Raw genomic sequence first — 18,819 nt, forward strand, 5'->3', positions numbered from 1 at the left:
GCGGCTTGGGCGGCTTCCGAACGTCCGGAGCCCGCTTCGCCGGAACCGGCCGCCCGCCAGACGGCTGCGATGGAGCTCAACTTGTTCTCGGTGTTCGAGCAGGAGTTCGGAAGGCCGCTGTCTCCGATGGAATGCGAGCGGATCAGCAGCTGGCTCGACCTTGACCAGTACAGCGACGAGCTTATCCGCTTCGCGCTCAGGGAAGCGGTATTTGCAGGCAAGCTTCACTTTACGTATATCGACCGCATCCTTTTGGAATGGTCCCGCAACCGGGTATCGACGCCGGAGGAAGCGAAGGTGCATTCCCGCAAGTTCCGCGGGACGTCGAAAAACTGACGGGACGAGGCGGGGAGGAGGGCCGGATGAAAATCCGTTTTTGCCGGCGCAACCTGAAGAACGGGGCGAAGCCTGCCTACCGCAAGCTCAAGTCGGAGGCGGGAGTCAAGCTGGTCAAGGAAGACTGCCTCGGCAGCTGCAGGCTGTGCAGGGAAGCCTGCTTCGCCGTCGTCAAGGGGAAAACCTTATCGGCGTCCGGCCCCGCCAAGCTGCGGCGCAAAATCAAGAAGCGGTTGAATAAGCGATGACCGAATGACGATGAGGCCGCTGAAAAACAAGCGATAGGCGCGGATCGTTCTGGAGAAACGTCGGAACAAGGATTCCCGAACGCAGCGGCAGCTTTTCAGCGGTCTCCATGACGACAGGGGGATTCAGGGTGAACGATCAATTGGCAACCGCTCTTAACGAGCAGATGAATTTCGAATTCTATTCCGCGCATGTCTATCTGGCCATGGCGGCCTATTGCTCCGGGGACAGCCTCGAAGGCTTCTCCAACTTCTTCCTCGTCCAGGCGGAGGAGGAGAGGTTCCACGCGATGAAGATTTACCGGTTCCTCAACGACCGCGGACGCCGCGCGACGCTGAAGGCGCTGCCGGAGCCGAAGAACGAATACGATTCCATGCTGGACGTATTCGAGCATGGCTACCGCCACGAGCAGCAGAATACGAAAAACTTCTACCAGCTCGCCGATCTCGCGCTTGATTCCAGAGAGCATGCGACGATCTACTTCCTCAAATGGTTCATCGACGAGCAGGTGGAGGAAGAAGCCCTTTTCGACAGCATCATCCAGAAGCTGAAGCGCATCGAGAGCGACAGCAACGCCTTCTATATGCTCGATGCGGAGTTTGCCGGCAGATCCTTCACGCCTCCAGCCGAGTAGAATCGCTTTAGCGGACACCTCTTTTCGCGTCAGTGGAACCGTGTCGTTCCACTGATTGCGAAGGGGGTGTTTTTTTTGTTTCTCATCCCCGTTTCCCTTTTTTATGCAGCCAAGCCCCGCGCTCTCCTTCGAAGGAGCGGGATTTCGTTCTCGACGGCTGGACCGGTGAATGGATAAACAAGCAAATCAAGCCGGGACCTTCTTGGTCCCGGCTTGATTTTCCAGTGGAAGGAAGGAGGAAACTGATGCAGAATTGTGGACGTATAGTTCTCATTTAGGAAAGGAGAGAAAGGGATGCCGATTTATTTCAAAGACAACTTTTTCAATTCGGGACCGACGGAAATCATGGACGAGGATGGAACTGTCATCGGCCATGTCGATCTCCGCAGCATGTTCGGAGCCTCGCTGGAAGTATTCGACCGAGATGGAGCGACCTTGTTCCAGGGGAAGTTCCCCCTCTTCTCCCGAAGATGGTCTGTGCTTGGACAGGGCGAGAGGGAAGCGGGGGAGCTCAGGCAGCGGCTGGCATTCCTGTCCAAAAGATTCGAGTACGACAGCTTTGGAAGGGGCGTTTTTGAAATTGCCTCTCCCGCCTTTTCCGACTTGTACGAAATCACGGACGAAGCGGGAAACATGGCGGCCGGATTCCGGAAAGTAAGCGGCTGGGTGCTTCCGTCCGCCTACCGGCTGGAAACCTATACAAGCTCTGTCGGCGAAATGGAATGGGTGTGCGTCATCCTTGGCATGAATGCAATCCAGAAGGCGGCCCGTACGTCGAACTGATTGTTCACCTGCGGGGCGGGAGCTTCAGAAGAATGGCGGCAAGCAGAATGACGATGATCCAAGGAGACATATAGGTTGTCGCCCACTCGAAAACGATCCGAACCTTCGCATCCTCCGAGAAGGAGGCTGTCGGGAAGCTGCTGGCAAGCATGGAAACGATGAACAGCGGCACCATCCAAATTCCGATCAAGCTCCACTTCTTCAATGTTCGGCACCTCCTTATTGGGTTAGCGGCGGGAATCGGAAGGCAGGGAAGCGGCCGCCGTTACGGTTCGCGAATACTCCGACGGCGGCATTCCGGTCGCTTTCTTGAAATCCCTGGAAAAGTAATGAAGGCTGGAATAGCCTAGACGGTCGGCGATTTCCGTATACGTATGGCGCCGCTCCCGGATGAGCGTCTTGGCTTCCTCGATCTTCATCTCCTTGAACGCATCCATGACGCCCATGCCGGTCTGGGACAAAAAGATTTCCTTGAGCCGGCTCCGTCCCAAGTGGACTGCCCGGCATAGATCGTCGAGCGCCAGCGGCTCGGACAGCCGCTGCCTCATGATCTCGCGCACCCGGCGCACCGTATCCTGCTCCAGCCGGGCGGCCTTCGCCGGGACGCTGCGGCGCTGTTCGGCCTGCTCGCCCAGAGCTTCCGAGCGGGCGCTGCGGATCTGTCCGATCAGCAGCAGCTCCAGCAGCAGGCGGAACGCCTGCTGACTGGCCGCCGGCGCCTGGGGGTTGCGGCTCAGCTCATGGCTGCCGGGAGTATGGTAGGGCGGAAGGAAGCTGGCGAATCCTTCCTGCAGCAGCAGGGCGAGCCAGCTTCTTTCGCGTTCGCCGGGATACGACACCCGGTTCTCGAGCTCTTGCATGAGCGGGCTCGTACAGCCGAAAGCGATGACGATGAGATTGGGGGGCCGATGACCGGCATCCACGCGCACGGTGTGGAACTCTCCCGGCTTATGGAAAATCAGCTGACCCTGCTTCAGCGTCAGCAGCCGGTCGTCTGCGCGAACCTCCACCTCTCCCTTGTCTACATAGAGAAGCTCCCAGAAGTCATGCGATTCCCCTTCGAACAGGAAGCCCGTCGGATATTCGAAATAATGAAAGGAGATCAGGCTCTCCACCTGTACGGGCGTCTCCAGAATCAAGCGGCTGAACGGCATGCGGGCATCTCCTCGCGGTCTAGGGATAGGATCGGTTTCCATTTTACCATGTTGGAGTGCAAATTTAACGGCTGATGCGACAAATCCAATCGGAAGGGAGATTGATATAATCGCAGCAAGGAAGCGGATACAGAAATCCGAAAGGAGCTGCATGACATGAAAAAAGGAATCAACGCCTGGTCGTTCCCGGCGGGTACGGGCATTGAGGAAAGCATGGACCTGGCGCTTGCCGCCGGCTTCGACGGCATCGAGCTTGCGCTGGAGGAGAACGGGCCGCTGAGCCTGGAAAGCACGGACCGGGATATCATCGGGATCCGCAAGCTGGCGGAGGATAAAGGCATCGAGCTGGCGAGCCTCGCGAGCGGCTTGTACTGGAGTTATCCGATCACAAGCTCGGACGCAGCCGTCCGCACGAAGTCGGCGGACATCGTCAAGCGGCAGCTGGAATGCGCTGAGCTGCTCGGCGTGGACACGATTCTCGTCGTGCCCGGCGCGGTCGGAGTCGACTTCATTCCCGACGCAGAGGCCGTTCCCTACGACAAGGCCTACGAGCGCGCGCTGGAGGGACTTTCGCGGCTCGCCAAGGACGCCGAGGCAGCCAAGGTGGCGATCGGCATCGAGAACGTCTGGAACAAGTTCCTGCTGTCTCCGCTGGAGCTGAGAGGGTTCATCGACGAGATCGGATCCGATTATGTCGGCTCCTATTTCGACGTCGGCAACGTCGTGCACTCCGGCTATCCGGAGCATTGGATCCCGATTCTCGGCAGCCGGATCAAGAAGGTCCACTTCAAGGATTATCGCAGGCAGGCCGGCGGCCTGCACGGCTTCGTCGACCTGCTGGCCGGCGACGTCGACTACCCGGCCGTCGTCGGCGCGCTGCGCGCCATCGGCTACGACAGCTTTGTAACGGCGGAAATGATTCCTCCTTACACCCATCACGGGAGCCAGATCATCTTCAATACTTCGGCGGCTATGGACGCCATTCTCGGAAGGAGCGGCCGCGCATGATCAGAATCGGAATCATCGGCCTTGGATTCATGGGAAGGGCCCATCTGGAAAACTACATCAGGCTGGCCAAGGAAGGCGTCGCCGTGCAGGTGGCGGCCATTTGCGACGCGGATCCCGCCAAGCTTCGCGGCGAAGGCGGCGGAGGAAATCTGGATGCGGGCACTTCACAGCTCGACCTGTCCTCTTTCTCCCTGTATACGTCGCTGCAGGAGATGCTGGACAAGGAGCAGCTGGACGCCGTCGATATTGCGCTGCCGACGCATCTGCATCGCAGCGTGACGGTCATGTGCCTGGAAGAGGGCCTGCATGTGCTGTGCGAGAAGCCGATGGCATCGAACGTGGCGGAATGCCTGGAGATGCTCCAGGCTTCCGAGAGAACCGGGAAATCGCTCATGATCGGGCAATGCCTGCGCTTCTGGCCCGCATATGTGTATCTTCGGGATCTGATCGCCGAAGGAACATACGGCAAGCCTACGTATGCGTACTTCTACCGCGGCGGCGGCACGCCGGACTGGGGTCCCTGGGTGCTGCAGAAGGATAAGGGAGGCGGCGCCCTGCTCGATATGCACGTGCATGACACGGATGTCGTCAACTGGCTGTTCGGCATGCCGGAAGCCGTCTCGACGCAAGCCGCCAACGTGATTCCGGGAAGCGGCTACGACATCGTGTCCACCCATTACCGCTATGGCGGCGGCGAGGTCGTCCATTCCCAGGTCGACTGGACTCTGAACGGCGACTTCGGCTTCGAGATGGGCTTCCGGGTCAACTTCGAGCGGGGCAATGTCCAGTTCAGCGGCGGCGCCGTGAAGGTGAACCCGAATGACGCGCCGGGCTTCGAAGCGGTTCTGGCGGACGATCAGGGCTATTACTACGAGCTGAAATACTTCGTGGAGAAGCTGCTGGCCGGAGAGCCGATCGAGGAAGCCCATCCGGTCAGTACGATGTCGACGATCGCCATCGTGGAGGCGGAGCTGGCTTCCGCCGACAAGCGGGGCGAGTGGGTGAGCCTGGCTGGAGCGGCGGTTAAATAAGAGCAGGGCGGAAGCTCCGCTAGGGAATCAAGAGGCTGCCCTTCTAGGGCGGCCTTTTGATTTTAAAACGGGTTTTGAGCTTTGCTTCGGATTGTTAGAGTGGGTGGAGAGTTCGTCATAGGGAGGACGGGGCCATCGCTTGCATCAGGAAACAACTGCCAGCAGCATCCCGTCCTCACAGCGAAAAAGTTCGCAACTTTCAGCTGCCAAAGGGCGCCGGAGCTCGCCGAGCTCCCTGTCGCTCAACGGCGCCGCGATCGCCAGCTGCCGCCGGGCAGGAGCACACGTCGCATTTCTTGCAGTGCGAGGAGGCGTTCATTATGATCCAGATGCTGCAGCACGAAGCTGCTCGCCGCGAAGTGGCAGCTTCGGTCAGGAAGAGGCAGAGCAAGCAGGTTGCTTGGCGCGTCTCGGTCTGAGGAAGTGAGCGGGCCAGCAGGGCAAGCATGGACGAGGAGACGTCGACAGCGATCAAGCGGGCTCCGCCTGCGGCCAAAAGCCTCGTCAGATTGCCGGTTCCGCAGCCGAGATCGGCGCCGGTTTCTCCTGGCAACGGGTCGAGCCAATCAGCCAGCTCTGCAAGCGTTGCTACATACCGCTCTAACGAGTACCCGGCAGGAAGCGATCGGACCGGCGCTTCCTCTCCGGCTGCAGCCGCCATTCCATCCCAACCGATCCCGTCGGTCCAGCTGCCGCGGGTTTTTCGTTGTTGCTGGAGCTCCCGGGAGGACTCTTTCAATTCATCCAGCGAAGGGAGTCCGGATCGGCTCTGCCAGGCGGCCATTCCCTGGTCCAGCGACTTCAAGGCGGCCGAGGCGTCCAGCCATTGCTCGTACAGCGATTGCCTCGCTGCTCCAGCCGCCAGCAGGAAAGCTTCCCGGTCTCCAAGACTGTCCAGCATGCCGGCAATAGAGGAGAGCGGGATTCCCCATTCACGCAGAGCCGCTATCCATCTCAAGCGATCGATGTCATCGCCGCTATAGAAGCGGTATCCGCCTTCGGTGCGGGCGCTGGCCGGCAGCAAGCCGGTCTGTTCGTAATAACGGATGGCCCGGGGAGTAAGGCCGGTCATGGCGGCTGCCTGACGGATATGCATGAGTACGTTCTCCTTTCCGGCATAACCGGAATTTCGATTTGAATGTCGGAGTTCAATTCTATCGCTGTCATTAAGTCACAGATTGATATCGCTCGATGAATTTCAATCGCAAACATTATCTCAAAGATCAATCGCAGACATCTACTACCTTAAAGATCAATAACAGACATCCAGGCAAAGATATCGCATCTATCGCTAAGATTACCAGAGACATCAGATACAACACTTCATCGAAGATATTTATCGCAAACACCTAGAGCCGAAATACCCGGATTTTCAATCCTTCCGTCCATGCGGCTGGCTCCATCTTACACCTTGACGCGGCGAGAAGGTCAAGCGTTCCTTAAGCACAAAAATCCAAATGGTCGGCACCGGAGTTCTAGAGGGGATATCTCCGGGCAGGTACAATGAAAGCAGAACGATAACCTTCCTAAAAGGCGGTATGTGGCATGACTAAAATCAATAATCCTATCGGCGTCATCGTGGACAGCTTCCAGCTCGGCGTTCGTCAAGGGCTGCTGAAGGCCAAGGAAGTCGGAGCGGACGGCGTGCAGATCTATGCGGTCAAGGGCGAAATGGATCCCGACGTCATGGATGCCGCCCGCCGCAGGGAGCTCAAGGAATACGTCGCTTCCCTCGGCTTGCAGATTTCCGCCCTTGTGGGCGACTTGGCCGGACACGGCTTCCAGGACGCCAGGGAGAACCGCTGGAAGATCGAGAAGTCCAAGCGGATTCTCGACCTGGCGATGGATCTCGGCTGCCCGATCGTCACGACCCACATCGGCATCGTGCCGGATGACGAGAACGGCGAGATCTATCACACGATGCAAAGCGCCTGCGAGGAGCTGAGCAGCTATGCCAGCAGCATCAACGCTTACTTCGCGATCGAGACCGGTCCGGAGCGCTCCGCCCATCTGAGGAAGTTCCTCGATACGCTCAGCACGAACGGCTTGTCCGTCAACTTCGATCCGGCCAATATGGTGATGGTGACCGGAGACGATCCGGTCCAAGGCGTCTATACGCTGAAGGATTACATCGTCCATACGCATGCCAAGGACGGCATCCGGCTGCGGGAAGTCGACCCGCGCAAAGTATACGGCATGCTCGGCTACGAGGCGATGAGCCATGAGGCGCTGGCGGCATCGGCCGAGTCCGGAGAGGACTTCCGTGAAGTTCCGCTTGGCCAAGGCGGCGTCGACTGGCCGAATTACCTCCAGGCGCTTCAGGACATCGGATATTCCGGTTACCTGACGATCGAGAGGGAAGTCGGCACACAGCCGGAACAGGATATCGCCGAAGCGGTCCGGTTCCTGAAAAGCTTCAAGTAAGCCTGATTCGGGAGGCGTCATGCGGCCGAATAACCGATGCCGTTTGCTGTCTGCTCGAAGGTTCGATGGGAACAAGCCGAAACAGCTGAGGGAGCAGAGCAAGAAGCAATCAGAGCAATCAGAGTAACCTCAGCAGGTGCAGCATGCAAAGAGAAAGTGCAGCATGCAAAGAGAAAGTGCAGCATGAACAGAAAGCAAAGCCACAAAAGAAAGCGAAGAATCCATTCCGGCAACGGAGAGGATCCTTCGCTTCTTTTTTCGTCCATCAGACAGACTCTGACTCCCGAATGTTGCGGTCAGCCGGTGCAACTGCCCGGCGTCTGCTGCGGGAGGCTGCATATTCCTTCAGGTCGGGCCAACGCGGAATGACGATGCCGGCCAGCACCAGCAGGCTTCCGGCCAGCGTAAGCAGAGAAAGCCGCTCACCCTGCAGAAGCGCGCCGAGACCGAGCGCGATGACGGGCGAAATGTACAGCCACGTGGAGGGGAAGAAGGCGTTGGTCGCCTTGATCAGCCAGGCATAGAGGCTGTGCCCGAGCATGGAGCCGGCCACGGTCAGGTAGATCAGCGACCCGGCAGCCGGCAAGAAGTCGATTGGCTGTGACCAAGATCTCTCGGCGAAAGCGGAGAGAATCAGCAGCCCGATGCCCCCATAAATCATCTGAGCGGCGTTCAAGGCAACCGGCGGCAGCTCCGGATTGCGAAGCAGCGTCCGCCGGGTCAAGAGGCTGCCTGCCGCATAACCGAACTCTCCGAGCAGGACGAGCAGGCAGCTGACAAGCCAAATCACATTCGCCTGAGCATGAAGCTCCGGCAGCATGAGCGTGATGACGCCCAGCAGGCCGATGATGCAGCCTGCCCTCTCCAGGATGCTGGAGCGCTGCCGGAGAGCCACCGATTGCATCAGCAGGATGGCCATCGGGCCTGTAGCCGAAAGGATGGCGGCCATGCCGGAATCGATATGCTGCTCGGCCCAGTATAAGACGGCAAATGTAGCGAATGTGCTGCCGGCACCGATGAAGGCGAATTCCTTGCGGAACAGCATCGAGAAACGGACCTTGCGGCGGGCGAGCATCCAGCCGAACAGCAGCAGCCCGGCGGCGGTGAAGCGGATTCCTGCCGACAGGAACGGGGGCAGGCCGGCAGCCACGCCGACTTTGATGACGAGAAACGTCGTGCCGAAAATCGCGCACATGAGCAAGTAATTGAATGCAACCATCAGCGGGCCTCCTCTTTTTATTTACTATAGTGGTTGACGAATAGAACAGATTGGATAGGATTAGAACAGATAGGCTCGAATCGGGAGGAATGGGAAGTGGAGAACAACATCGCTGCCCCGGATCGGGGCAACAACGCCGTCACCAAGCTGGCGCTGATTCAAGACGAGGTGAGAAGCGGCATGGATCGGGGAGAGTGGAAGGCCGGGGAGAAGCTTCCATCAGTGAGGTCGATGGCGGAGCGGCTCGGGGTGCACCGGCTGACCGTGCTGAAAGCCTATCGGCTGCTTGAAGAGGAAGGCCTGCTTTACTCCCGGTACAAAAACGGCTATTACGTGCGTGCGCAGGTGGAAGCCAAGCCTGACACTCCGGATGGAGATGCAGCCTCGGGATGGGCTTACGCCGCCGCGCCGGGTTATGTCAACCGCAGCCGCCTTTCGGATATCCACAGCATGAAGGTCAGCCATCCGATGTCGGAGGCATTGATCGACCCTGCTCTGCTTCCGAACCGCTTTTTATCGAATCATGTGAAGCAGGTGCTGGATCTTCATCCGATGGTTCTGAGCACGTATTCCACCGTTCTCGGGGACCCGGAGCTGAGGGAGGCTTTATCCGCTTTTTTTGCCGAAGCCCATGGAATCGATGTCGATGCCGGAGAGCTGCTCATCACGTCGGGGTCGCAGCAAGCGATCGATCTCGTGTCGCGCTCGCTGGTCAAGCCCGGCGACAGAGTCTTGATCGAACGGCCAACATATAGTCCGGCAATCGACGTCTTCCAGCAGCAGAACATCATTCTGCTGCCTGTCGAGCTGACGGCGGAAGGATATGATCTGGACGCTGTCGAAGCGCTGATGGAGAAGGAGAAGCCGCGCCTGTTCTATATGAACCCGACCTTCCACAATCCGACGGGCTATACGGTGCCGGCGAAGCAGCGCAAGCTGCTGGTGGAGCTGGCGGAGCGCCATGACTGCATCCTGGTGGAGGATGATGTCTATCATGATATCTACTTCGACCAGCCCCCGCCTCCGCCTTTGTTCTATTACGATACGGAGGGATATGTCGTCTATATCCGCAGCTTCAGCAAATATATCGCTCCCGGCCTGAGGATTTCCGTGCTTGCCGCGCGTCCTTCGGTCATGGAGGGAATCCGGCCGCTGAAGGCGTTGTCCGACAGCGGATCTCCGCTGCTGAACCAAAAAATATTCCAGCATTACTTTTTCTCGAGCCGCATGCAGGAGCATGTCCAGAAGCTGAGAACCGCAGTCCGCATGCGCAAGGATGTCATGGAAAAAGCGCTTGCCCGGACAGGGTGGAGCTGGGACAGCCCTGACGGAGGGCTTAACCTGTGGATTTCGCTGCCGGACGGAATCCCGGCCGATCTGCTGCTCGAGCGATGCCTGGCGCGATCGGTCTCCTTTGTGCCCGGCAGCATCTGCGATCCGCTGGGGAAGATGAATGCCAGAATCCGGCTCAGCTATTCCTTTTTGAGCGAAAAGCGGATCGCAGAGGCCGTCGAGCAGCTGATCGAGGCGGCTGAAGAGCTGCGGAGCTGATTTTTTTTTGCGGATGTTGTTCAAATTCGCGGCAGGAATGGCATCTCTCTGATTAGGCCGAAGAGAAGCGAGGAGATCAGCATGGGGCACATTGCCGAAGAAGAGCGGATGGGAGTTGCAATGACAGTACGGGCTGCAGAGCCGAGACGTGCCGCGAGAGAGGAACTGGAGCTCGCGGAGCGGGCTGGCGCGGGAGATGCCGAAGCTTTCGGCGAGCTGTTCGAGCGGCACCGGCACAAGGCGCGGGGGTTGGCGGAGCGGCTCACCGGTTACGACGGTCGTATTGGGACCTTTGGCGCCGGTCGCCATCGATACTTGGCCGGAAGCCATGTTCGCGATCATCATCGGAATGAAGAACGGGCTGACCCGCTTAGGCCCTTTCTCCAGCAGCACGCTGTGCTGGTCCTCCCAGGTGCCGAGGCCCCCGATGCCGGAGCCGACCATGACGCCCGTGCGCTCGGCATCGCTGTTCTCGCCGATGCGCAAGCCGGCATCCTCGACAGCCTTGAGGCTCGCCACGACAGCCAGCTGGACGAAGCGGTCCATGCGGCGCGCTTCTTTCCGGTCGAGACCGTAGCTCTCCGGGTCGAAGCCTTTGATTTCGGCCGCGATCTTGGTCGGATATTCGGAGATATCGAATGATTCGATCTCCGATACGCCGGATTTGCCTTCCATCAGGCTGCCCCAGAACTGCTCTTTGTTGTCGCCAAGGGCGGTCAATACGCCCAAGCCTGTTACTACCACTCGTTTATTCATTCAATTCACCTCGGAGAACGGCAATGTGGACGGCACGTCTTGCGCCGTCTTGCAAACATATCTATCCATCAGCATACGGGCCGTACGCCGCTTGGTAGCGGGCCTGTCCATCGCAGCTGCAGCATGCAGGTTAGTGAGTTCGGATATGGCGCCTCGGTCCCGATCCGGGACGAGCGCATGTGCGGATGACGTTTGGAGAATCAGGGAGAGAATGGCCGCCGATCAAACGGGTTGAAGGGGCCGCGGGATAATCTTGCGGTGATGAAGAGAGAAGTCCCGTCGTGAAACGGGACTCTCGTGGACAATTACGTATGAGATTGTATGTAATTGACTACTTCTCCCACCGTCGTGATTTTCTCCGCATCTTCATCAGAGATTTCCAGGTCGAATTCATCTTCAAGCTCCATGACGAGTTCAACGACGTCTAACGAGTCAGCGCCGAGGTCATCCTTGAAAGAAGCTTCGAGGGTAACTTCCGCCTCGTCTACGCCAAGACGATCCACTACGATGCGTTTGACGCGATCCACTACTTCGGACATCCGGTTCACCTCCTCCATGGTATTATACGAGAATCCAATTTAAAATGCCAGACCGCAAACGTTTCCTTGCCGCCGGCGGCCGCTTTCCGCCCGGAAGGCCAGGACAGCCCCGGTCCATCGGCTTGTCCCGTCCCGCCAGGCGCGTGGAATGCCCGCCGATCGCCGGCAGCGACTTATCATTTCCCGAGTGCCGTCATTACATGTACATGCCGCCGTCGACATGCACCGTCTGGCCGGTCATATAGGAAGCCTCGGACGACGCCAGGAAACGGACGGCGGCCGCGATGTCCTCCGGCTTGCCGAGACGGGCGAGCGGAATGCCGCCCATCATGGATCCTTTGACATCCTCGGGAAGCTTGTCCGTCATTTCCGTCTCGATGAAGCCCGGAGCGATGCAGTTCACCGTAATTCCGCGCGAGCTCAGCTCGCGGGCGGCGGACTTGGTGAGGCCGATGACGCCGGCCTTGGCGGCGACGTAGTTGGCCTGGCCCGGATTTCCCATCGCACCGACAACGGAAGAGATGTTGATGATCCGGCCGGAACGCTGCTTCATCATCGGACGGGTAACGGCCTTGATGCCGTTGAAGACGCCCTTCAGATTCGTTTCGATGACCTGGTCGAACTCTTCTTCCTTCATCCGCATGATCAGGTTGTCGCGCGTGATGCCGGCGTTGTTGACGAGGATGTCGAGCTTTCCGAAGGCGTCCAGGACGGACTTGACCATTTCGTCGAACTCGGCGGCCTTGCCTACGTTGGCTTTGAGGATCACCGCTTTGCGGCCGAGGGCTTCGATAGCGGCTGCCGTATCCGCCGCCGCCGCCTCGCTGCCGGAATAATTGACCGCGACGTCGGCGCCGGCTTCTGCCAGGGCGATCGCAATCGCGCGGCCGATGCCGCGGGAAGCGCCTGTCACGAGGGCCGTGCGGCCCGACAAGTCTGCAAACATGGCGTGTTCCTCCTATCTGAATGACTGCTGATGCTGCCGGCGCAGGCATGAGCCTGGCGCAAGCTGTATTCTAGGCAAGCTCCTGGATCGCGGCCGCAAGCGAATCGGCGCTGTTCACGCCGATGACGCGAGCTCCGCGGTCCGTCTTCTTGATGAGCCCGGCCAGAACGGTTCCCGATCCGATCTCGACGAATGTGTCCACTCCCTCGGCGATCAGCATCCGGACCGTATCTTCCCACAGTACGGGAGAATAGACCTGCTCCACGAGCAGCCTGCGGATGTCGCCGGCCGCCTGTACGGCTGCCGCGTTCACATTGGCGACGACAGGGTACTGAGCGTCCTTGATCTCGACCTGCTCCAAAACCTCGGCCAGCCTCGCAGCTGCAGGCTTCATCAGGGAAGAATGGAAGGGGCCGCTCACTTCGAGCGGAACCGCCCGCTTGGCTCCGGCCTCCTTGACCCTCTCTACAGCTGCCGCAACGCCCTCTGCGCTGCCCGACACGACGATTTGTCCCGGGCAGTTGACGTTGGCCAGCTCCACCGGTCTGCCTTCGGCCGAGATTGAAGCGCACAGATCCGCGAGCGGTCCGCGCTCGGCGCCGAGAACGGCCGCCATGGCGCCCTGTCCGCCAGGAACGGCCTGCTCCATGAACTCGCCTCTCGCGCGGACGGTGCGGACCGCATCGGCGAAGCCGAGCGAGCCTGCGGCCACCAGCGCGCTGTATTCGCCCAGGCTGTGGCCCGCGGCGTAAGCCGGCAAAATGCCGGCTTCCTTGAATGCTTCCAGGAAGGCAACGCTCGTCGTCAGCAGCGCGGGCTGCGTGTTGGCCGTCTGCTTGAGAGCCTCGTCAGGACCGTTGAAGACAATATCGGACAGCGGGAAGCCCAGTGCCGCGTCGGCTTCGTCGAAGACGGCTTTGGCGCGGGCGTTGGATTCGTACAGATCCCGTCCCATGCCGACGGCCTGTGCTCCCTGCCCCGGAAATACGAATGCGATTTTGCTCAAAGATGCTCCTCCGATCAAATGGTTTCCTTCACGGAAATTCGCCTGAAGGGCCTGCTTACCAGACCAGGACCGCCGCTCCCCAGGTAAGGCCGCCGCCGAAGCCCACCATAAGCAGCGTGTCTCCCTCGGATACCCGGCCTTGCTCGACGGCGTCGCAAAGGGCAAGCGGAATCGATGCGGCGGACACATTGCCGTAGCGGTCGAGGTTGATGACGGCCTTCTCCTCCGGCAGGTCGAGCCGGTTCAGCGCCGCCTGGATGATGCGGATGTTGGCCTGGTGCGGAATGAGCAGGTCGATGTCCTGCTTGGTCAGGCCGGCTTTGCGCAGAGCGTCGTCGGCCGCGGCGCCCATGACCCGGACAGCGAACTTGAAGACGTCGTTTCCGGCCATCTTGAGGAAATGATGCTTCTGCTCCACCGACTCCGCCGTAGACGGAATGCGCGAGCCGCCTCCGGGAATCTTGAGCAGATGGCCGCCGGAGCCGTCCGAGCCGAGATCGAAGGACTTGAAGCCGCGGCCGGCCGGCACTTCGCCGAGCACGACAGCGCCCGCTCCGTCGCCGAACAGGATGCATGTATTGCGGTCCGTGTAATCCGTAATCCGCGAGAGGCATTCGGCCCCGACGACGAGCACGTTCTTGTACATGCCGGTCGCAACCATGTTGGCTGCCGTCGCCAGGCCGTAGATGAAGCCCGAGCATGCGGCGGACAGGTCGAACGCGGCTGCGCGCTTGGCGCCGAGCCGATCCTGGAGCAGGCTGGCCGTGGACGGGAAGAACATGTCCGGGGTAATGGTCGCAACCACGATCAAGTCCAGGTCCTCCGCCGTAATGCCCGCGCTGTCAAGCGCCTTGACGGAAGCCTCGTAGGCGAGATCGGAGGTCGCCTGCTCCGGCGCCGCGATGCGGCGTTCCCGCATGCCGGTGCGGGTGACGATCCACTCGTCGTTCGTCTCCACCATCTGCTCGAGCTCTTTATTGGTCAACACTCGTTCCGGAACGTATTTGCCCGTACCGATAATACCGACTGGGATTAGATTCATGATAAGTCCTCTTTTCCGCTGATTTCCGCGGCTACCGTCTCGATAAGGCCGGCTTGCAGCGCAGTCCGGGCTTGCCGGACCGCGTTCTTGACGGCGGCCGCATTGGAGGAGCCGTGGCATTTGACGACTAGGCCGTTCAAGCCGAGAAGCGGTGCTCCTCCGTGATGGGAGTAGTCCATCTTGTCGCGAAGGCCCTTGAGCCCCGGCATCATGATGGCTGCGGCAAGCTTCGTCATCAGGGACTTCGTGAAAGCTCCCTTGATCTCCTTCATGACGGCGCCTGCCGTGCCCTCCATCGTCTTGAGCAATATATTGCCGGCGAATCCGTCGCAGACCATGACGTCGCAGTTGCGCTGCATGACGTCCCTGGATTCCACGTTGCCGATGAAATGAACGGGCGCCGCCTCGATCAAGCCGTAGGCCGCCTTCGTCAACTCGTTGCCCTTGGAAGCTTCGGTGCCGACGTTGAGCAGCCCGACACGCGGCCGCTCGATGCCTTCGACCTTGGAGCGGTAAATGCTCCCCATCACGGCATACTGCATCAGATGCTCGGGCTTGGCATCCATATTGGCGCCGAGATCCAGAGCGAGCACGCCTACATTGTCCATCGTCGGCAGCACGGTCGTCAGCGCAGGCCGCTCGATTCCGGGCATGCGGCCGACGACAAGCAGGCCTGTTGTCATCAGAGCGCCCGTATTGCCGGCCGACAGCATGGCATCGACGGATTTTTCCTTCAGCATCCGTCCGGCCACCACCATCGAGGCGTCCTTTTTGCGGCGGACCGCTTTTACCGGCTCTTCGTCGCTGTCTATTTTCTCGGATGCATGCTGGACCGTCAGGTTGGCCGCCGACTGCCCGTCAAGGGCAGCCTCGATCGCAGCCTCATCCCCCACAAGCAGGATTTCCGTATCCGGCCACTGACGGGCCGCTTCCAGCGCGCCCAGCACGATCTGGGCAGGCGCATGGTCGCCTCCCATCGCATCGATGGCAATTCTCACGCTATTCTCCTCCTTCTGGCGCGGCCGCCTCTCCCCCCGAACGATGGATGACGAAATGGCCTTCGAACACCATCTCGTCTCCGACATAGGAGAATACCTCCACCTTCGCCTTGCTCCGCTGCCCTGTATTGGAGCGGACGTAAGCTTTGGCGATGCATTTCTCCCCCAGCCGGACGGACCGGAGAAAACGGATGTCGGCGGTAGCCGTCAAAGCGATCTCGTCGTTGATCACGGCGACGGCCAGAGAGTTGGCCTGGGCGAAAATATGATGGCCCCTCGCAATGCCGGTCCGCGAGAACGAATGCTCCTCGCCGATTTCGAACAGGGAAATTCCGCTTTTGTCGAGCTGCAGATCGACGATCTCGCCGATGACCTCGTCCAGCGGAAGCGAACGAACGGCATCGTAGGAGCGCTCGGCCATCAGCTTCATCCGCTCGCGCAGCTCCGGAATGCCGAGCTCCATCCGGTCCAGCCGGATCGTCTGTATGCTTACTCTAAGCAGCCTGGTCAGCTCCCGATCCGTGACGAACGGATTGTCGTCCAACAGGCCCAGCAGCTGCTGGTGCCGCTGCTTCTTCGGCAGGCGCTCGATACCGCCACCACCTTCGACCGTCTCATTTTTAACACCTGGTACCAATTCAGTATATAGAAAATCGCCGATGGTCGCAATGGACTCCCCGCACCCTGCCGCCTGACGGTCTTCAAGCCGGGCGTCGCCTATTCCGGGCAATAAAAAACGCTCCGCCACGGAGGCGGAGCGCTTCGAAAATGTTCCCGTGACGGGAACGGCAAGAGACTACTGGGAAATAACCTCTTTGGTTTTGTAGTATCCGCATACTTTGCAAACATGGTGAGCCAGCTTGAGCTCTCCGCACTGCTCGCATTTCACCATGCCCGGCACTGCAAGCTTGAAGTGCGTGCGGCGTTTGTCGCGGCGGGTTTTGGACGTTCTACGTTGTGGTACTGCCATTGTCTAACACCTCCTTAAAAGAATGGGCGGCTTCCGCCGACAATCATGCCAAGTCCTACTCCAGAAGCTTCTTAAGCGCCTCGAACCTCGGATCGATCACATCCTGGGAACAGCCGCATGATTGCTCGTTGAGATTGATCCCGCAATCCGGACAAAGCCCCTTGCAGTCGTCGCTGCATAGTGGAGACATCGGAAGATAGAGAAGCATGGTTCCCTCGACATAAGGCCTCAGGTCGACCTTGTCCTCTTCCACGATGATGAGATCTTCGTCCTCGTTGATGTCCTTCGCCGCGGATACATGGGCAAACCGTTCTTCGATCGGAATGACGATATGCTCCTCGGCCGGCTCCAGGCATCGGGAACAAGCCATTTTCAGATCGGCGCTAAGCTCTCCGCTTACCTGCGCGGTCCCGTCGAAAGGACGGACGGCAAGGCTGGCGCGAAGCGGACTAGCGGACAGGACGTCCTTGCGGTCGCCCAAAAGCTCCTGCATGTCCAGCTCTTCGTTGAAGCTGTGCTCGACCCCTTTGGAAACAACTTCCATAACACGAAATTCCATAAGATCACTCCAAACAAACAAAATTTATTATATCGAGCGCGGGAACCATTTGTCAACCAAAAGCCCTCCGATTACCGCTCGGGACATTTCATGCTATAGTAAAGCGGAAATCTGCCGATTTGTCGAGGTGTAATATGCGCACAGCTGGTCTTATCGTCGAGTATAACCCTTTTCACAACGGCCATGCCTATCATTTGCAAAAATCCGTAGAAGCGGCGGGCGCCGATGCCGTCGTCGCCGTCATGAGCGGCCATTTCCTGCAGCGCGGCGAACCCGCGCTCATGGACAAGTGGGCGCGGGCGCGCACCGCTCTGCTGGGAGGCTGCGACCTCGTGCTGGAGCTGCCGCTCGCCTATTCCGTGCAGCCTGCCGAATGGTTCGCGCACGGGGCCGTCGCGGTGCTGGAGTCGACCGGCGTCGTCGACGCGTTCTGCTTCGGAAGCGAGAGCGGCAGGCTTGAGCCGCTGAGCCGCGCAGCCGGCCTGCTGGCGGACGAGCCGGACGAATTCCGCGCCCTGCTGCGGCATCGTCTCGGAGAAGGCGCGTCTTATCCTTCCGCGTATTCCTCCGCCCTGATGGAGTATATGGCCCGGTCCGGTGACGCCGCCGATCTGGGACTGTCTCCGGAGGAGCTTGCGCTTCCGAACCAGACGCTCGGCCTTCATTACCTGATCGCCCTGCGGCGGCTGAAGGGACGGATGGAGCCGCTTACGATCCGCCGCGAAGGAGCCGGCTACCACGATCCGGTAGCGGAATCCGGCTCCATCGCAAGCGCGACCGCCCTGCGCAGGAAGCTGTCGGAAGGGAGCAGCCTTTCCTCGCTTGCGCCGTTCGTGCCTCCCGGTACGATCGAGGTGCTGGAGCAACAATGGCAGGAAGGAAACGCTCCGCGCTCCTGGGACGATTATTTTCCCCAGCTGCTGCACCGGATCCTGACGGGTGCGCCCGCTTCGCTCGCCGGCATCCTCGGCATGGGCGAAGGACTGGAGCATCGCCTGCTGTCAAGCCTCCGGGAGCTGCCTGCCGCCGGCATGGAGGCGCTGCTGCAGGCGATGAAAACGAAGCGCTACACGAGAACCCGGCTCCAGCGCGCCCTCCTCGGCGTGCTGCTGGACCTGCGCAAGGATGAGCTGTCTCCCGAGCGGCTGAACGGAGGGCCGGGCTACATCCGCGTGCTCGGCTTCACCCCCAAGGGCCGGGAGCTGCTGGCCCGGATGAGGCGCTCCGCTTCGGCTCCCGTTCTGCTCAGCGCGGCGAGAGCTCCGCAAGGGCTCTCCATGCTGGAGCTGGACGTGCGGGCGACAGCGGTGTACGCTTCCGCCGGCCGCGGCGGAATGGCCCCGCCCGGGCCGAAAGAGCTGTTCCGCGACTATTACGAGCCTCCCGTCCGTCTGGAGTGAGCTGCCTTCGTTCCGCTCATTCAGCACGGAGCGGAACGAAAGGGTCGCCGAACCATCCTTCTTGGAAAACTGCCGGTCACGGGAAAAAGGACTGCTCCCGCAGCGCCGCCTGCGCGGCGACAGCTTCCGCCGCAGCCTCACMGCGYCRTTCGATTTCATGTTGTCCTCGCTGCTATTGGAGATGTCATTGATCTCGGAAATAAGCTCATCCATTTTT

22 protein-coding genes and 2 pseudogenes are annotated in these 18,819 nt (G+C 59.9%); 9 read left to right on the top strand and 15 right to left on the bottom strand.

Annotated elements, in window-relative coordinates; all coding sequences use genetic code 11:
* The 4 genes from BN871_RS04845 to BN871_RS04860 all read left to right on the top strand — a co-directional run.
* Positions 1-336, top strand: a 336-nt coding sequence (locus BN871_RS04845; protein ID WP_048744867.1) for a DnaD domain-containing protein, incomplete at its 5' end; no start/stop codon positions are given.
* A 26-nt stretch (positions 337-362) separates the two neighbouring features.
* A complete protein-coding gene (locus tag BN871_RS04850; protein ID WP_021882280.1) occupies positions 363-584 on the top strand; it encodes a DUF1450 domain-containing protein in 222 nt (73 codons plus the stop codon).
* Positions 585-712: 128 nt separating this feature from the next.
* Positions 713-1,216: a ferritin gene (locus BN871_RS04855; RefSeq protein ID WP_048744868.1), complete on the top strand. Its 504-nt coding sequence runs from the start codon at positions 713-715 to the stop codon at positions 1,214-1,216.
* A 294-nt stretch (positions 1,217-1,510) separates the two neighbouring features.
* Positions 1,511-1,999, top strand: a complete 489-nt coding sequence (locus BN871_RS04860; protein ID WP_021882282.1) for a hypothetical protein — start codon at positions 1,511-1,513, stop codon at positions 1,997-1,999.
* Positions 2,000-2,003: 4 nt separating this feature from the next.
* Here BN871_RS04860 and BN871_RS04865 read toward each other — a convergent pair whose 3' ends face one another.
* Together BN871_RS04865 and BN871_RS04870 are read right to left on the bottom strand one after the other, a co-directional pair.
* Positions 2,004-2,204: a hypothetical protein gene (locus BN871_RS04865; RefSeq protein ID WP_021882283.1), complete on the bottom strand. Its 201-nt coding sequence runs from the start codon at positions 2,202-2,204 to the stop codon at positions 2,004-2,006.
* Positions 2,205-2,226: 22 nt separating this feature from the next.
* Positions 2,227-3,153 carry an AraC family transcriptional regulator gene (locus BN871_RS04870; protein WP_048744869.1) on the bottom strand — a complete coding sequence of 309 codons (927 nt, stop codon included), beginning with the start codon at positions 3,151-3,153 and terminating at the stop codon, positions 2,227-2,229.
* 156 nt (positions 3,154-3,309) lie between these two features.
* Between BN871_RS04870 and BN871_RS04875 the strand changes: the two genes are divergently transcribed.
* Positions 3,310-4,161, top strand: coding sequence for a sugar phosphate isomerase/epimerase (locus tag BN871_RS04875; protein ID WP_048744870.1), 852 nt, complete (start codon positions 3,310-3,312; stop codon positions 4,159-4,161).
* The gene (locus BN871_RS04880) at positions 4,158-5,192 is read left to right on the top strand and encodes a Gfo/Idh/MocA family protein (protein WP_048744871.1); all 1,035 of its coding nucleotides are present in this window, start codon (positions 4,158-4,160) and stop codon (positions 5,190-5,192) included. Before BN871_RS04875 ends, BN871_RS04880 begins: the two co-directional genes overlap by 4 nt.
* A gap of 242 nt (positions 5,193-5,434) precedes the next feature.
* Here BN871_RS04880 and BN871_RS30120 read toward each other — a convergent pair whose 3' ends face one another.
* Together BN871_RS30120 and BN871_RS04885 are read right to left on the bottom strand one after the other, a co-directional pair.
* Positions 5,435-5,533, bottom strand: coding sequence for a hypothetical protein (locus BN871_RS30120; protein WP_374725876.1), 99 nt, complete (start codon positions 5,531-5,533; stop codon positions 5,435-5,437).
* Between the two features lie 68 nt (positions 5,534-5,601).
* Positions 5,602-6,288: pseudogene (locus tag BN871_RS04885) on the bottom strand (MerR family transcriptional regulator); the annotation flags it as partial.
* Between the two features lie 449 nt (positions 6,289-6,737).
* Here BN871_RS04885 and BN871_RS04890 point away from each other — a divergent pair.
* Positions 6,738-7,616, top strand: coding sequence for a sugar phosphate isomerase/epimerase (locus BN871_RS04890; RefSeq protein WP_048744872.1), 879 nt, complete (start codon positions 6,738-6,740; stop codon positions 7,614-7,616).
* A gap of 17 nt (positions 7,617-7,633) precedes the next feature.
* Here the strand turns inward: BN871_RS04890 and BN871_RS27465 are convergent, their stop codons facing one another.
* Positions 7,634-7,882, bottom strand: coding sequence for a hypothetical protein (locus BN871_RS27465; protein WP_157060204.1), 249 nt, complete (start codon positions 7,880-7,882; stop codon positions 7,634-7,636).
* Positions 7,882-8,835, bottom strand: coding sequence for a DMT family transporter (locus BN871_RS04895; RefSeq protein WP_048744873.1), 954 nt, complete (start codon positions 8,833-8,835; stop codon positions 7,882-7,884). The genes BN871_RS27465 and BN871_RS04895 overlap by 1 nt, the downstream gene beginning before the upstream one ends.
* Positions 8,836-8,931: 96 nt before the next feature.
* On the opposite strand from BN871_RS04895, the gene BN871_RS04900 reads away from it, so the two are divergent.
* Complete coding sequence (locus tag BN871_RS04900; RefSeq protein WP_232312816.1) at positions 8,932-10,386, top strand: PLP-dependent aminotransferase family protein; 1,455 nt, start codon at positions 8,932-8,934, stop codon at positions 10,384-10,386.
* Between the two features lie 267 nt (positions 10,387-10,653).
* Here the strand turns inward: BN871_RS04900 and BN871_RS26570 are convergent.
* From BN871_RS26570 to BN871_RS04945, 9 genes and pseudogenes are all read right to left on the bottom strand, one after another.
* Positions 10,654-11,142 (bottom strand): annotated as a pseudogene (locus tag BN871_RS26570) (beta-ketoacyl synthase N-terminal-like domain-containing protein); the annotation flags it as partial.
* A 305-nt stretch (positions 11,143-11,447) separates the two neighbouring features.
* Positions 11,448-11,681, bottom strand: coding sequence for an acyl carrier protein (gene acpP / locus BN871_RS04910; RefSeq protein WP_021880976.1), 234 nt, complete (start codon positions 11,679-11,681; stop codon positions 11,448-11,450).
* Between the two features lie 196 nt (positions 11,682-11,877).
* Positions 11,878-12,627 carry a 3-oxoacyl-[acyl-carrier-protein] reductase gene (gene fabG / locus BN871_RS04915; RefSeq protein ID WP_021880975.1) on the bottom strand — a complete coding sequence of 250 codons (750 nt, stop codon included), beginning with the start codon at positions 12,625-12,627 and terminating at the stop codon, positions 11,878-11,880.
* Between the two features lie 70 nt (positions 12,628-12,697).
* Complete coding sequence (gene fabD / locus BN871_RS04920; protein ID WP_021880974.1) at positions 12,698-13,633, bottom strand: ACP S-malonyltransferase; 936 nt, start codon at positions 13,631-13,633, stop codon at positions 12,698-12,700.
* Positions 13,634-13,688: 55 nt separating this feature from the next.
* On the bottom strand, positions 13,689-14,675 hold the full coding sequence (locus BN871_RS04925) for a beta-ketoacyl-ACP synthase III (RefSeq protein ID WP_048744875.1): 987 nt from the start codon (positions 14,673-14,675) through the stop codon (positions 13,689-13,691).
* Positions 14,672-15,673 (bottom strand): phosphate acyltransferase PlsX, encoded by a 1,002-nt coding sequence (gene plsX / locus BN871_RS04930; protein ID WP_048744876.1) that lies wholly within the window; start codon positions 15,671-15,673, stop codon positions 14,672-14,674. Before plsX ends, BN871_RS04925 begins: the two co-directional genes overlap by 4 nt.
* A 1-nt stretch (position 15,674) precedes the next feature.
* Positions 15,675-16,256, bottom strand: coding sequence for a transcription factor FapR (fapR, locus tag BN871_RS04935; protein ID WP_174806366.1), 582 nt, complete (start codon positions 16,254-16,256; stop codon positions 15,675-15,677).
* Between the two features lie 213 nt (positions 16,257-16,469).
* On the bottom strand, positions 16,470-16,643 hold the full coding sequence (gene rpmF, locus BN871_RS04940) for a 50S ribosomal protein L32 (protein ID WP_021880971.1): 174 nt from the start codon (positions 16,641-16,643) through the stop codon (positions 16,470-16,472).
* A gap of 55 nt (positions 16,644-16,698) precedes the next feature.
* Complete coding sequence (locus BN871_RS04945) at positions 16,699-17,202, bottom strand: DUF177 domain-containing protein (RefSeq protein WP_048744877.1); 504 nt, start codon at positions 17,200-17,202, stop codon at positions 16,699-16,701.
* Between the two features lie 134 nt (positions 17,203-17,336).
* Here BN871_RS04945 and BN871_RS04950 point away from each other — a divergent pair, with 134 nt between their 5' ends.
* Entirely contained in the window at positions 17,337-18,602 is a 1,266-nt protein-coding gene (locus BN871_RS04950; RefSeq protein ID WP_048744878.1) for a nucleotidyltransferase, read from the top strand.
* The last annotated feature ends 217 nt before the right edge of the window (positions 18,603-18,819 follow it).

Origin of the sequence: Paenibacillus sp. P22 (assembly GCF_000469945.2) — a bacterium.
In the GTDB taxonomy this organism is placed as follows: Bacteria; Bacillota; Bacilli; order Paenibacillales; family Paenibacillaceae; genus Paenibacillus_O; species Paenibacillus_O humicus.